The organism is Sphingomonas sp. (genome assembly GCF_024508665.1).
In the GTDB taxonomy this organism is placed as follows: Bacteria; Pseudomonadota; Alphaproteobacteria; order Sphingomonadales; family Sphingomonadaceae; genus Sphingomonas.
The window spans coordinates 607,863-622,129 of record NZ_JANINP010000001.1; the positions used below are offsets into that span (position 1 = coordinate 607,863).

A 14,267-nucleotide genomic window follows, 5' to 3' on the forward strand; every position below is an offset into this window, starting at 1 on the left:
CCTTGCGCTCCTAATTCGGTGCGCATATTCTATGCGCATAGGAGATTGTGATGGCCCGCGTTCGTGAAGACCGTTCCGCTTTTCGTCGTCCCACCAACGTGTCGCTCGATGCTCGATTAGTGGAGGACGCCAAGGCGTTGGGAATCAACGTTTCGCGTGCCAGCGAGGAGGGCCTTGCTCGTGAGATCAAGGCGGAACGCCAACGCCGATGGCTGGAGGAAAACAAAGGCGCCATCGACGACTATAATGATTGGGTAAGAAACAACGAACTTCCCTTGGCCAAATATCGTCAATTCTGATGGCGCGATTTGACGTCTATCGCACGGGAAAGGCAACGTTACTGCTCGACTGCCAAACTGATTTTCTGTCGAGTATCGAAACTCGATTAGTCGCTCCGTTGGTTCCCGCGGATAGCCATAAGTCCAATCTGCCGCGGTTGAATCCGATCTTCGAGGTGGCCGGCATACGGGTCATCATGATGACGACGCTGCTCGTCGGTATTCCGAAGGCCGAACTTGGCACGTCCGTGGGGTCGCTCGCCGAACATCAGGACACGATCATGAATGCCATCGACATGTTGCTGAGCGGCTTTTGATGATACTTCCGGACGCGACAGCGACGGAAGCATTAGGGGCGAGCCTTGCGGCGGTCGTGCGACCCGGCGACGTCGTCACGCTGTCCGGCCCCCTCGGCGCCGGTAAGACGAGCATCGCACGCGGGTTGCTGGCCGCATTGGGGTTGGAGGGCGAAGCGCCGTCACCGACCTTCGCGATCGTCCAACCCTATGCGCCGCCCGAGACGCGATTGCCGGTGATGCATGTCGACCTCTACCGCATCGAGCATGCCGAGGAACTCGACGAACTCGGGCTCGACGACGCGCGTGGGGACTCGGTCCTGCTGATCGAATGGCCCGAGCGCGCGCCCGGCGTGTGGCCCGATGCCTTGGCATTGACCTTGGACTTCGCACCCGATGGCGGACGCCGCTTGACAGCAACGGTGCCCACGGCATGGGAAGGGCGATGGCCCTTGACATGAATCCACCGGCGGGGACCGCCGATTTCCTCGCCAAGCTGGGCTGGGGAGAAGGCGATGTGCTCCCGCTCGCCGGCGACGCCTCGTTCCGGCGCTATTTCCGCGTCGCCGATCACGGCCGCAGCGCGATCCTGATGGATGCGCCGCCGCCGCACGAGGATCCGCGCCCGTTCATCGAAGTCGCGCAATGGCTGGTTGCACGCGGTTTCCCAGCACCGGCGATCTTCGGTACCGACCTCGAGCAAGGCTTGGTGCTGATTGAGGATTTCGGTGACGCCCGGATGCGCGAGACGGTCGATGCCGCGCCCGAAAGCCTGCTCAGGATGTACGAGGCTGCGGTCGACATCCTGATCCGTTTGCGCGGTGAACCCGCGGGCCCATGGCGCCCCTATGACCGCAAGGAGCTGCAGCGCGAAGCCGACCTGCTGACCGAATGGTATTGCCCCGCGGTCGGCGTGAAGGTCGATGCCGAGGGCTATGCCAAAGCCTGGGGCGAGGTGTTCGATCACGCGCTGGCGGCCGAGCCGGTGACGGTGCTGCGAGATTATCATGCCGAAAATCTGATGTTGATCGGGGGTACCGAGGCGCTCGGCCTGCTCGATTTCCAGGACGCTTTGGCCGGCCATCCGGCCTATGACCTGGTGTCGCTGCTGCAGGACGCGCGGCGTGACGTCGAGCCCGAGATCGAAGCGGCGATGCTGGATCGCTATCGCCGCGTGACCGGCGCGGGCGATGATTTCGATGCGGCCTATCACGTGCTCGGCGCGCAGCGGAACGCGAAGATCGTCGGTATCTTCACCCGATTGTGGCGGCGCGACGGCAAGCCGCGCTACCCGGCCATGTGTCCGCGCGTGTGGCGCTACCTGAACCGCGATCTCGACCATCCGGCACTTGCGCCGGTCAAAGCATGGTTCGGCGCCAATATTCCCGCCGACCTGCGCGGCGACCCGATGGAGATCGCCCGCGCATGACCGCGAAACGCACCTTGTCGCTGCGGCCAGACCCGGGGGGCACGGTTCCCGAGACCGCGATGGTAATGGCTGCGGGCATCGGCAAGCGCATGCGTCCGTTGACGGCGACGCGGCCCAAGCCGCTGATCCAGGTCGCCGGGCAGCCGTTGCTCGATCATGTCTTTGACCGTTTGCGCGCGGCGGGGATCAAGCGCGCGGTGGTCAACGTCCATTATCTCGCCGACGCGCTCGAAGCGCATCTCAAGAACCGGGTGAAGGGTATCGACGTCGTCATTTCTGACGAGCGCGATCAGTTGATGGAAACCGGCGGCGGGATCGTGAAGGCGCGCGAGTTGATCGGCGACAAGCCGTTCGTCGTCGCCAATGCCGACAATCTGTGGGTCGATGGACCAGCCGATACGATCAAGCTGCTCGCGTCGCGTTGGGATGACGATGCGATGGATGCGCTGTTGCTCGTGGTGCCGCTGGCGCGCGCGCACAATCATGGCGGGCTGGGCGACTTCCATCTCGACGCCAACGGCCGCATCACCGGGCGCCGAAAGCCGGGCAGGGTAGCCCCCTTCGTCTATACCGGGGTTCAGATATTGTCGCCGCGCGTGATCCATGATTGGCCGGAGGGTCCGTTCTCGACCAATGTATTCTGGAATCGCGCGATCGAAGCTGGCCGCGCTTATGGCTTCGTCCATCAGGGACTGTGGTTCGACGTCGGCACACCCCCGGCGATTGCCAAGACGGAAGCACTTCTGATCGATGCCTGAGCGCGGCCTCGCGCTTTACACGATCCCAGCGCAGCGCGCTTTTGCCGATGCGCTGGTCGCCGGGCTGATGAAGCGGTTTGGCGACGATCCGATGCGGCTCGCGCGCGGAGTCGTGCTGCTGCCGAACAATCGCGGGCGGCGTGCCGTACAGGACGCATTCGTCCGTGCGAGCGGCGGCGGGCTGTTGCTGCCGCGGCTGGTGACGATCGGCGATCCCGCGCTGGACGAGGCGGCCGGGGCGATGCTCGATCCAGCTGACGATCTCGAGCCGTTGCCGCCGCCGGTCGATCCGCTGGCGCGTCGGATGATCCTGGCGCGCCTAGTCAGCGAGGAACGCGCGCGCCAGGGTGAGCCGGTGGCCGCCGACGAAGCGGTGCATCTGGCCGGAGCGCTGGCACGAACGCTCGACCAATTGTTGGTCGAGGAAGTCGCAGTGGCGAAACTCACCGAGCTCGACGTCGGGCGCGAATTGACCAGCCATTGGGAACGCGCGCTCGACCTGTTCCGTATCGTCATCGACCGCTGGCCGGCCGAACTGGCCCTCATGGGGGCGATGGACGCGGCGGCGCGGCGTGCGATAATCCTGCGCCGACTGGCGGTGCGCTGGAGGGAGTCCCCACCGGCGGGTTTCGTCTGCGCCGCGGGTATCACCGACCCGGCGCCGGCAGTGGCCGCTTTGTTGCGGCGCGTCGCCCAACTCGACCAGGGATTGGTCGTGTTCCAGGATCTCGCCATCGCTATGCCGGATGAGGAATGGGACGCGCTCGGGCCGCACGAGCCGGATGCCAGCGGGTTCAGGGCGCGGTCGATCGAGACCCATCCCCAATTCCAGTTGAAGCTGCTGCTCGAACGGATGAACGCGGGGCGGGGCGAGGTGCGGACTTGGCGCGAAGGGAGCGATCACGATGCGTCCATCGCGCGCGGTAAGGCGATCGCAAACGCTTTTGCTCCGGCCGAATTCACCGGCAAGTGGACCGATCTGGAAGCGCCCGACCGGCGATTGACGGGAATTCGTGCGGTCGAGCTGGCGACGCCCGCCGACGAAGCACAGGTGATCGCGCTCGCATTGCGCGGCGCGTTGGAAGTCGAGGGGCGTACTGCTGCCCTGGTCACGCCCGACCGCGCGTTGGCGGAGCGTGTCGCGGCGCATTGTGCGCGTTGGAGGATTGATGTCGACGACACCGCCGGTCGTCCGCTTGCGACGCGCGCGCCGGGGACATTGCTGACGATGATGGCCGAAGCGGCGGCGCAGGACTTTGCGCCGCTGGCGTTGCTGGCGTTGCTCAAACACCCGCTCGTCCAGAGCGGCGAGCCGCGGACCTTGTGGCTCGATGGCGTGCGCGCGCTCGATCGCGCGCTGCGTGGGCCGCGCCCAGCACCCGGGCTTGCCGGCATCGACGCGCATCTGCTTGATGGCGACGAGCGCGAGGCGGCGATTCGCGCGGCGGCGCGGCAGGTCTGGCCGGAAATGCGCGGCTTGCTCGAACCGCTGTCGCGTTGCTTCGGTGGTGGCGAGCAGCCGTTGGCGGCGATGATCTCGACGCTGCGAGAGACGGCGGAGGCGCTATGCGGCTTTGCGGTCTGGGCGGGGCCGGCGGGTCGCGCCGCGGCCGAATTGCTCGCGGATCTCGAACTGCGTGCGGCGGAAGGGCCGGCATTGGTCGATCCCGCCAGCGTGGCGCCGCTGCTGCGCACCTTGATGGAGGAAGTCGCGATCCGCCCGCCCCAAGGCGGCCATCCGCGGCTGGCGATCTATGGCCTGATCGAAGCGCGGTTGCAGACCGCCGATCTGACGATCCTCGGCAGTTTGAACGAGGGGACATGGCCGGCGATCGCCGCGCCCGATCCGTGGCTGGCGCCGCGTATCCGTGCGGAACTGGGACTGCCGGGGCTCGACCGTGGGATCGGCATCGCGGCGCACGATTTCGCCAATGCCTTGGGTGCGCCCGAAGTGCTGATCACGCGTGCGCGCCGCGACGGGCGATCGCCGACCCTGGCGTCGCGGTTCTGGCTGCGGCTGGAGGCGCTGGCGGGAGATCGCTTCGTTCGCGATCCCGATCTCGCATCATGGGCAGCGGCGATCGACAACCCCGGCATGCACGAACCCGCCTCGCGGCCCGAGCCTTCGCCCGCTGTCGAGGATCGGCCGCGCCAGATTTCGGTGACCGAGGTCGACCGGCTCAAGGCTGACCCTTATGCTTTCTATGCGCGGCGCATGCTACGGCTCGGTGCGATCGAGCCGGTCGACGCCGAACCTAGCCCTGCCTGGCGCGGCAATCAGGTCCACGCGATCCTGGAGACTTGGTTTCGCGAGGATGGCGCCAATCCCGAAACCTTGCGCCCGCGCGCCGAGGCCTTGCTAGGCGACGTGCGCACGCATCCGATGATCCGGGCATTATGGGGGCCGCGGCTGATCGAGGCGGTCGACTGGATCGCGCGCGAAGTGTCCGATCGCGCGGGCGAACGGAGCATCCTGGCGGTCGAGGGCAAGGGCCTTTTGCAGCTGGCCGGCGTCGAACTGGCGGGCCGTTTCGACCGGATCGACCGGCTCAACGACGGCGGGCTGGTGGTGGTCGACTACAAGACCGGACAGCCGCCCTCGACCGCGGCAGTGCGCGCCGGCTTCAGCCTTCAACTCGGTTTGCTCGGCATGATCGCCGAGGCGGGCAAGTTCGCCGGTGTCGCGGGCAAGGTCGAAGGGTTCGAATATTGGTCGCTCGCCCGCAACCGCGCCGGCGCGTTCGGTTACGTCGATTCACCCTGCGACCCGAAGAAGAAGGATCCCATCCCGGCGGATGAATTTGTCGCCGAAGCGCGGCGCAATTTCACCGAGGCGGCGGACGCATGGTTGACCGGCGCGGCGCCGTTCACGGCCAAGCTGAAGCCCGAATATGCGCCGTTCGGCGATTACGACCAGCTGATGCGCCGCGACGAATGGTATGGCCGTGAGCGGCGCTGAGGGGATACTTCCCCGGCTCGTCGACGAACAGGCGCGCGCCAGCGATCCGTCGTCGCACGTCTGGCTGGCGGCGTCGGCGGGCACCGGCAAGACCCAGGTGCTGGCGGCGCGCGTCTATCGGTTGCTGCTCGGCGGTACCGATCCCGGCGCGATTCTGTGCCTGACCTTCACCAAGGCAGGCGCTGCCGAAATGGCGGGACGGATCAACCAGCGGCTGGCCCGCTGGGTACGTGCGTCCGAGGCCGACATCCGCGCGGATCTCGCCTCGCTGGGCGAGCGCGCTACCCCGGCGTTGATCGCGCGGGCCCGAACCTTGTTTGCAAAGGTGCTCGACGCGCCGGGCGGGGGCCTGCGCATCCAGACCATCCATGGCTTCTGTCAGTCTCTGCTTGCCGCCTTCCCGGTCGAAGCGGGCCTGACGCCGGGCTTTCGCCCGCTCGAGGCGCGCGAGGAATCGGCGCTGGCGCGCGAGACACTGGCGCAACTGCTGGTCGATGCCGAGCGCGAGGGGCGCGACGGTGCCGTCCGGGCGGTCGGCGCGCTGAGCCTGCGACTCGGCGAAGAGGGCGCGGAGGCCTTCCTGCGTGCCTGCGCGCGTGCGCCGGCGGCGATGGCGGCGCTGCCGATGGGTGAGGGGGTCGGTCCCTATATCCGCCGTACCCTGATCGGCGTCGACGATGTCGAGGCGGCGATCGCTGACGGCTGCGCCCAACTGGACGACGACCTGCTCGGACGGTTGCGCGATTGCAATCGGGCATGGGGCACCAAGAATGGGCTGGCCCGCGCCGACATGATTGACGCTTGGTTGACGAGAAGTCCCGAGCAGCGGGCAATGACACTCGACGAACTGCACGGCGTCTGGGCGCGGCAGGACGGCGAATTGCGCTCGTTCGCCAAAGGGCAGGCGCCGCAGGACGAGGACTATGCTCCGACCGCGGCCGATTGCCATGCGCAGGTCTCCCGCCTGATCCAGATGCGCCATCTGGCGGACTATGCCGATCTGTTGGCGGCCGGGCTCGCTATCGGGCGCGATTATGCCTTCGCCTATCGTGCCGCCAAGCGCCGCATCGGTGCGGTCGATTTCGACGATCTGATTGACGCCGCGGTCGCGCTGCTGCGGCAGGACGGGATGGGCGACTGGGTGCGCTTCAAGCTCGACCAGGCGACCGATCATGTCCTGATTGACGAGGCGCAGGATACCAATCTGCGGCAATGGGAAATCGTCGACGCGATCGCGAGCGACTTCTTCTCCGGTTTGGGCACTCGCGGCGACCGGCGGCGGACGCTCTTCACGGTCGGCGACTATAAGCAGGCGATTTTCGGCTTTCAGGGCACCGATCCGCTCAACTTCCGTTGGGCGGAACGGCATTTTCGTGACCTCGCCGAGGTGACGAGCGACATCAGCGAGATCGAACCGACGCCGTTCGAGCAGCTCGCGTTGACCTCCTCGTTCCGCTCGACCCAGCCGATCCTCGATTTCGTCGACGCCGCGATCGGCGTGCTGCCTGGCGGTGGGTTGGGGGTGGACGACAACCAGCGCCACTCGAGCAAGGTCGAAGGCCCGGGCCAGGTCAATTTGTGGGCACCGACCCTCGCCGGCGAAGAGGATGAGGGCGAGGAGGGCTGGGTCACCGATGCGGTCCGCGCGCACGCGACGCGTATCGCCGCCCAGGTCAAGGCGTGGCTCGATCCGAACGATCCGCTGATGCTGGAGAGCAAAGGGCGGCCACTCCGTCCCGAAGATATAATGATCCTGGTCAAACGCCGCGGCGAGCTCGCGTCGCTGATCGTTGCGCGGCTTTATGCCGAGGGCGTGCCAGTCGCCGGCGTTGACCGCTTGCGGCTTACCGCGCCGTTGGCGGTGCAGGATCTGCTTGCCGCCATCCGCTTCGTCTTGCAGCCGCAAGACGACCTCGCGCTGGCCAGCTTGCTGGTCTCGCCCTTGATTGGCTGGAGCCAGGACGAGCTGATGCGCGCGGCGATGAAACGTCGCGGCGGCTTGTGGGCGCACCTTCAGACGACGCAGCCGGCCGAGCGAATCGCGCTGCTCGCGGCAATGCTGCGGCGCGCGGATTTCACGACGCCCTATGTGTTTCTCGAAGAACTACTGACCGGGTCGCTGGATGGGCGGCGCAAGCTGATCCGCAGGCTCGGGCAGGAAGCGCGCGATCCGATCGACGAACTGCTCAACGCCGCGCTGGAATTCGAGCGAGTCGCGATCCCGTCCTTGCAGCGCTTCCTCGACTGGTTCGATCGCGGCGATGTCGAAATCGTGCGCGATCCGTCGCAGCCGCTCGACGCCGTGCGGGTGATGACCGCGCACGGCGCCAAAGGCCTGCAAGCGCCGCTGGTCATCCTTGCCGACGCCACCGCCGATCCCGAGGCGCGGCCACGCTCGACGCTCGACTGGCAGGCCGATCAGGACATCAAGCTGCCCGTGTTCCGTCCGCGCAAGGAACAACGGTCGGGCGTTTTGGCCGAGGCGATCACGACCGCCGACGCGCGCGAACTCGCCGAGCATTGGCGATTATTCTATGTCGCCGCGACGCGCGCCGAAGAGAGATTGGAAATAGCGGGGTCGTTGGGACCGCGATCGAAAGGCGTGCCGTCGGAGAATAGCTGGTATGCGGCGGCGGAAGCGGCGCTGGCGGCGCTCGGCACTGCGGAACGCGAAGAGGGCCCGCGTCGTTCGTTTGCCGGACACGATCCGCAACCGCCGGTAAGGGCGCGGCCTTCGCGCACCGCCGAGACGCATATAGTCGCTTTGCCCGATTGGGCATTCCAGCCCGCCCCGATCGAGGCGCGGCCGCCGCGGCCGCTTGCGCCCTCCTCCGTCGGCGAAGACGATGTCTCCGACCCGCCGCCCTCGGCGGCGATGCGGACGGCAGCCGAACGCGGCAGGTTGATCCATGCCTTGTTCGAGCGATTGCCTGCCTTGCCGCCCGATCGCAGAGCGACGGCGGCCGATCGTTGGCTGTCTGCGGTAGGGCAGGTCGCCGACAAGACCGTGCGGAGCGAACTGATCGAGACCGTGATGGCGGTACTCGACGACCCGGCGCATCGCGATCTGTTCGGCACGAATTCGCTGGGGGAGGCGCCGATCTCCGCGATCGTGCCCGGCGGCTATGTCATCGCGGGCACCGTCGACCGGCTGCTGGTCGAGCCGGACCGCGTCCGTGTGATCGATTTCAAGACCGGCCGCCGCGTGCCGCTGGGGATCAACGAAGTGCCGGTGTTTCATCTGCGCCAGATGGCGGCTTATGCCGAAGCGCTGCGCGTGATCTTTCCCGGCCGACGGATAGAGGCCGCATTGCTCTACACGGCGGCTCCCCGTCTTTTCGACTTGTCCGAGGCCGTGCTCGCCCCTCACAAGCCGGGCTTTGCCGCGATGGAGCAAAGCTAGGGTCAGACCCGTTGAGCAAGCGCATCGCTGCGCCTACATTCCGCTTCAAAGGAGATTCCCCATGGCGACCAAAAAGATCACCGACGACAGCTTCCAGGCGGACGTGCTCAATTCCGACAAGCCCGTGCTGGTCGATTTCTGGGCGGAGTGGTGCGGTCCGTGCAAGATGATCGGCCCGAGCCTCGAAGAGATTTCCGAGGAGCTGGGCGAGCAGGTGACGATCGCCAAGCTCAACATCGACGATCATCCCGACGCCCCGGCACGCTATGGCGTGCGCGGCATCCCGACCATGATCCTGTTCAAGGGTGGCAGCCCGGCAGCGACCAAGATCGGCGCCGAGCCCAAGGGCCGGATCAAGGCATGGCTCGAGGGCGAGCTCGCCTGAGCTGAAACAGAGTAACAATAAGGGGCCGTATCCTCTTGGGTGCGGCCCTTTTTTCAGCCCTCTCCCTCTCGCAGGAGAGGGAATTTACGTCAGCGCGATCATCACCTGGCTGGCATAGCCGGGCCGCGATTGCAGGCGGCGGTACCAATCGGCGACGTTCGGCAGGTCGGGCCGTTCGATATCGAGCGTGAACCAGGTATGGGCATAAACCCCCATCGGGACATCGCCGACGCCGAAATCCTCACCCGATAACCAGGGCGTCTGGGCGAGATAGCGGTCGAGGATCGCCATCCGCTCGCCGCAACGCTGCGCCGAACGGGCGACCGCGGCCATGTCGCGTTTGTCGGGCGCGACCCGCACGAGATTGACGAAGGCGTCGAGTTGCACCGGCGCATAGCCGTTCTGCCACTCCATCCAGCGATCGCCGAGCGCGCGCAATTGCGGTTCGTCGGGCCACCAGCGCACGCCGCCATGGCGCGCCGCGAGATAGCGCAGGATCGCATTAGACTCCCATAGGATGAAGCCGTCATCGTCGATCGTCGGGATCAGCGCATTGGGGTTCATCGCCAGATAGGCATCGCTCATCCCGAACTGCCCGCCGACATCGTGGCGGACATAGGAAAGCCCTAGTTCCTCGGCGAACCAGGCAACCTTCTTGACGTTATGCGAATTGAGCCGGCCCCAGATCGTCAGCACGGGTTCTCAGCTCCTGTAATCGGCGTTGATCGAGATGTAGCCATGGGTCAGATCGCAGGTCCACACCGTCGCGCGGCCATCGCCCAGGCCGAGATCGACTCCAATGTCGATCTCGCGGCCTTTCAAGTGAGCGGCGACCGGCGCCTCGTCATAGCCTTCGACCGCCAAGCCGTTCAGCGCGACCTGGGTTTCGCCGAAACGGATTGCCAGGCGGTCGCGTTCGGCGGGTTCGCCGGCCTTGCCTACCGCCATCACGACCCTGCCCCAATTGGCGTCCTCCCCCGCGATCGCCGTCTTGACCAAGGGCGAGTTGGCGATGCTCATGCCGATGCGGTGGGCGCTGGCGTCGCTTTCGGCGCCGGTCACTTCGATGGCGATTAACTTCGTCGCGCCTTCGCCGTCGCGCACGACGAGATGCGCGAGTTGGAGGCAGAGATCGTTGAGCGCGGCGGCAAAGGCGTCGGCGCCGGGATCGTCGTCATGCGCGATCGCGACATTGCCTGCCGCCCCGGTCGCGAAGGCGAGCACGGTGTCGCTGGTCGAAGTGTCGCTGTCGACCGTAATGCACGAGAAGCTGCGGGCATTGGCGCGCGCAAGCGCCGCCTGCAGCCAGACAGGATCGACCGCGGCGTCGGTGAAGATGAAACCGAGCATCGTCGCCATGTCGGGCGCGATCATCCCCGATCCCTTGACGATTCCGACCAGGCTGACCGGCTTGCCGTCGACCACCGCGCGTGTCACCGCCGCCTTGGCGAAGGTGTCGGTGGTCATGATCGTCGCGGCGGCTTCTTCCCAACCGCACGGCTCGGCCGCGAAAGCGGCTGCCAGCCCGGCCTCCGCTTTCTCGAGCGGCAATGGCACCCCGATCACGCCGGTAGAAGCGACGAACACGTCCGACGGCTGGCAATCGAGATGGCGCGCCACGCTGGCGACCAGCCCTTCGACCGCGTGGCGGCCGCGGTCGCCGGTAAAGGCATTCGAATTGCCGGCATTGACGACAAGCGCACGCGCGCGCCCGAGCACCAAAGCGGCTCGGCACCAATCGACCTCGGGCGACGCGCAACGGCTCTTCGTCAGCACGCCCGCGACCGCGGTGCCGGGCGCCAGCTCGACATAGGTCAGGTCGCAACGGTCCCAGGTCTTGTATTGCGCCTTGGCGATACGACGCGTGATGCCGGCAATGTCGGGCAGATCGGGAAAGGCGGTGGGGGCGAGGGGGGAGCGGTCGGTCATGGCGGCTCTCATAGAGAGGTGCGCGGCACAGGCAAAGGCGGCGGTGACAAGTCGGGTCGGGTTGGGCTAGCGTGGCGTCGACTGGGGAGAATAAGATGCGTATTGCCGTCGTTCTGGCATTGGCCGCCTTTGCGTTTCCAGGCGCCGCCCTGGCGCAGGATAACGACGAGCCGATTCCCACGACAAAACCTATCGGCAATCCGGGCAGCTGGATCCCCCAGGACGGCTATCCCCCGGCGGCGCGCGCGTCCGGAGAGCAGGGACGCGTGAGCTTCACATTGTCGATCGACGAGACCGGGCGGGTTTCCGACTGTAAGGTGACCAAGAGTTCCGAATCGCCGTTGCTCGATGAAACGACGTGCAATTTCATGACCGCCAATGGCCGGTTCGAAGTGCCACGCAACAAGAAGAACAAGCCGACGCCGAGCAAATGGAGCTCGTCGATGATGTGGAAGCTGGAGACACCGCCGCCCCCGCCAGAGCCCACCGGGGTGACTTCTCCGGCGACAGCAGCCGCACCGCGGGCGGGCAGTCCCGTAACTCCGCTCCAAAACCCGGGCAGTTGGGTCCGCGACGCCGAAGTTCCCTCGGCGGCGAGAAAGGGCAGGGGGACGGTCTCTGTACGGCTCGACGTGGCGCCCAGCGGAATGGTCTCGGGTTGTACGATTATCAAGAGCGACGCGTCGCCTGCCCTGAATGCTGCGACTTGTGCGATGTTCACCCGTAACGGTCGGTTCAAGCCGGCTCGCGATGCGTCCGGTAACCCGATCGCTTCGACTTACACGGTGCCGGGAATTCACTACGCTTTTTGAATTGGGAAACATTCCGGCGCTCTGGCGATTGTGAACGCGCGCAATTGAAAATCCGGTGGCTACTGCCTGTGGAAGCCGGACAGAAGCACTGAGAGTATTTTGATAGACCTTTGCCGGACGCGACCCTATGTCACCGTGCGTCATAATCGATGAAGTAGCGCTCGCTTGAACCTGATCCTGCTCCTGTCCGCCTTGTTGTCCGCCTTGAGCGGCACGGCTGGCGCGCGCGGGACGCAGGCGCCGATGGCGGTCAGTCGCACGGTGGTGGCGACAGCGATCAAGGCGACTGCAGAGGTACGGCGCCAGGTCGCGGCTCGGCCGGTTCAGCCGATCGCCGGACCGGTCCATGCCGTGGTTGCGGCGTTGCCCGCCTTGGCGTTTTCCGACGCCATTCCGACCTTTGCGAGCCGCCGGCGCGAATAGCGCCTGCGCAACCACATCCATTCGCAATCATTAGACGCGGCCCGCTGGGCTCGCGCATACCCATATAACAGGAAATCACCATGCTCGGCGGACTCGCCAAATCCATTTTCGGGTCGTCCAACGACCGCTACGTCAAGTCGCTCGGCGGCATCGTCAGCAAGATCGCGAGCTTCGAACCTGCGCTCCAGGCGATGGACGACGCGACGCTCGCCAACCAGACGGTGCTTTTCCGTGAGCGGCTGGCCAATGGCGAAAAGCTCGACGATTTGCTGCCCGAGGCGTTCGCGACGGTGCGCGAAGCTGCCCAGCGGGTGCTCGGTCAGCGCCATTACGACGTCCAGATGATCGGCGGCATCGTTCTCCATCGCGGCGAAATCGCCGAGATGCGGACGGGTGAGGGCAAGACGCTGGTCGCGACCTTGGCGGTCTATCTGAACGCGCTGCCGGGAACCGGCGTCCATGTCATCACGGTCAACGATTACCTGGCCAAGCGCGACGCCGAGTGGATGGGCCAGGTCTACAGATTCCTCGGCTTGACAGTAGGCGTGATCGTGCCAAATCTGACCGACTTCCAGCGCAAGGAAGCTTACGGCTCGGACATCACCTACGGCACGAACAACGAGTTCGGCTTCGACTATCTGCGCGACAACATGAAATACGAGCGCGACCAGATGGTCCAGCGCCCGTTCGCCATGGCGATCGTCGACGAAGTCGACTCGGTGCTGATCGACGAGGCGCGCACGCCGCTGATCATTTCCGGCCCGACCGACGACAAGTCGGAACTCTACAAGAGCGTCGACGCCGTGGTGAAGCAACTCGCGCCCGAATTGTACGAGAAGGACGAGAAGCAGAAGTCGGTCACCTTGACCGAGGAAGGGACCGAGACCGTCGAGCGCATGCTGGAAGCGGCCGGATTGCTCCAGGGCGATAACCTTTACGATTTCGAGAATACTCAGGTGGTTCACCACCTGAACCAGTCGCTGCGCGCGAACATGATGTTCAAGCGTGACATCGATTACATCGTCAAGGACGGCAAGGTCATCATCATCGATGAGTTTACCGGCCGTATGATGGACGGCCGGCGCTGGTCGGACGGCCTGCACCAGGCCGTCGAGGCCAAGGAAGGCGTCGAGATCGAGCCCGAGAACCAGACGATGGCCTCGATCACTTTCCAGAATTATTTCCGCATGTACCCCAAGCTGGCGGGCATGACCGGCACCGCGGCGACCGAGGCGGCCGAATTCTACGACATCTACAAGATGAACGTGGTGTCGATCCCGACCAACGTCCCCGTGCAGCGGGTCGATGAGGAAGACACGTTCTACAAGGACACCCACGACAAGTTCCGCGGCATCGCCAAGGCGATCAAGGTCCATGCCGAAAAGGGTCAGCCGGTGCTCGTCGGTACCGTCTCGATCGAGAAGTCGGAAATGCTGTCCGAATTCCTCCATGAGGAAAAGGTCGAACACAAGGTGCTGAACGCGCGCTATCACGAGATGGAAGCGCACATCGTCGCCCAGGCGGGTCGCAAGGGCGCGGTCACCATCGCCACCAACATGGCCGGCCGCGGCACCGACATCCAGCTCGGCGGCAAT

The 14,267-nt window shown here is 65.6% G+C and carries 13 protein-coding genes; 11 read left to right on the forward strand and 2 right to left on the reverse strand.

What is annotated here, in order from left to right; genetic code table 11:
• Window positions 1–50: 50 nt before the first annotated feature.
• The 8 genes from Q0L25_RS02810 to trxA all read left to right on the forward strand — a co-directional run bounded on the left by Q0L25_RS02810 (window position 51) and on the right by trxA (window position 9,508).
• Window positions 51–299: a type II toxin-antitoxin system CcdA family antitoxin gene (locus Q0L25_RS02810; protein ID WP_296611386.1), complete on the forward strand. Its 249-nt coding sequence runs from the start codon at window positions 51–53 to the stop codon at window positions 297–299.
• On the forward strand, window positions 299–595 hold the full coding sequence (locus Q0L25_RS02815; protein ID WP_296611387.1) for a CcdB family protein: 297 nt from the start codon (window positions 299–301) through the stop codon (window positions 593–595). Before Q0L25_RS02810 ends, Q0L25_RS02815 begins: the two co-directional genes overlap by 1 nt.
• Entirely contained in the window at window positions 595–1,035 is a 441-nt protein-coding gene (gene tsaE / locus Q0L25_RS02820) for a tRNA (adenosine(37)-N6)-threonylcarbamoyltransferase complex ATPase subunit type 1 TsaE (protein ID WP_296611388.1), read from the forward strand. The genes Q0L25_RS02815 and tsaE overlap by 1 nt, the downstream gene beginning before the upstream one ends.
• Window positions 1,032–2,003: a phosphotransferase gene (locus tag Q0L25_RS02825; RefSeq protein ID WP_296611419.1), complete on the forward strand. Its 972-nt coding sequence runs from the start codon at window positions 1,032–1,034 to the stop codon at window positions 2,001–2,003. The genes tsaE and Q0L25_RS02825 overlap by 4 nt, the downstream gene beginning before the upstream one ends.
• Window positions 2,000–2,761, forward strand: coding sequence for a nucleotidyltransferase family protein (locus Q0L25_RS02830; RefSeq protein WP_296611389.1), 762 nt, complete (start codon window positions 2,000–2,002; stop codon window positions 2,759–2,761). Before Q0L25_RS02825 ends, Q0L25_RS02830 begins: the two co-directional genes overlap by 4 nt.
• Complete coding sequence (addB, locus tag Q0L25_RS02835) at window positions 2,754–5,720, forward strand: double-strand break repair protein AddB (RefSeq protein ID WP_296611390.1); 2,967 nt, start codon at window positions 2,754–2,756, stop codon at window positions 5,718–5,720. The genes Q0L25_RS02830 and addB overlap by 8 nt, the downstream gene beginning before the upstream one ends.
• A complete protein-coding gene (addA, locus tag Q0L25_RS02840) occupies window positions 5,701–9,123 on the forward strand; it encodes a double-strand break repair helicase AddA (protein WP_296611391.1) in 3,423 nt (1,140 codons plus the stop codon). Before addB ends, addA begins: the two co-directional genes overlap by 20 nt.
• Before the next feature lie 61 nt (window positions 9,124–9,184).
• Entirely contained in the window at window positions 9,185–9,508 is a 324-nt protein-coding gene (gene trxA, locus Q0L25_RS02845) for a thioredoxin (protein WP_066587158.1), read from the forward strand.
• An 84-nt stretch (window positions 9,509–9,592) separates the two neighbouring features.
• On the opposite strand, the gene Q0L25_RS02850 is transcribed toward trxA, so the two are convergent.
• Window positions 9,593–10,204 (reverse strand): glutathione S-transferase family protein, encoded by a 612-nt coding sequence (locus Q0L25_RS02850; RefSeq protein ID WP_296611392.1) that lies wholly within the window; start codon window positions 10,202–10,204, stop codon window positions 9,593–9,595.
• A gap of 6 nt (window positions 10,205–10,210) precedes the next feature.
• Window positions 10,211–11,437, reverse strand: coding sequence for a bifunctional glutamate N-acetyltransferase/amino-acid acetyltransferase ArgJ (gene argJ, locus Q0L25_RS02855; RefSeq protein WP_296611393.1), 1,227 nt, complete (start codon window positions 11,435–11,437; stop codon window positions 10,211–10,213).
• Between the two features lie 95 nt (window positions 11,438–11,532).
• Between argJ and Q0L25_RS02860 the strand changes: the two genes are divergently transcribed.
• The 3 genes from Q0L25_RS02860 to secA form a co-directional block, all read left to right on the forward strand.
• Window positions 11,533–12,249: an energy transducer TonB gene (locus Q0L25_RS02860; protein ID WP_296611394.1), complete on the forward strand. Its 717-nt coding sequence runs from the start codon at window positions 11,533–11,535 to the stop codon at window positions 12,247–12,249.
• A gap of 165 nt (window positions 12,250–12,414) precedes the next feature.
• Window positions 12,415–12,672 (forward strand): hypothetical protein, encoded by a 258-nt coding sequence (locus Q0L25_RS02865; protein ID WP_296611395.1) that lies wholly within the window; start codon window positions 12,415–12,417, stop codon window positions 12,670–12,672.
• Window positions 12,673–12,752: 80 nt separating this feature from the next.
• Window positions 12,753–14,267: preprotein translocase subunit SecA (gene secA / locus Q0L25_RS02870; protein WP_296611396.1), on the forward strand; the 1,515-nt coding region annotated here is incomplete at its 3' end.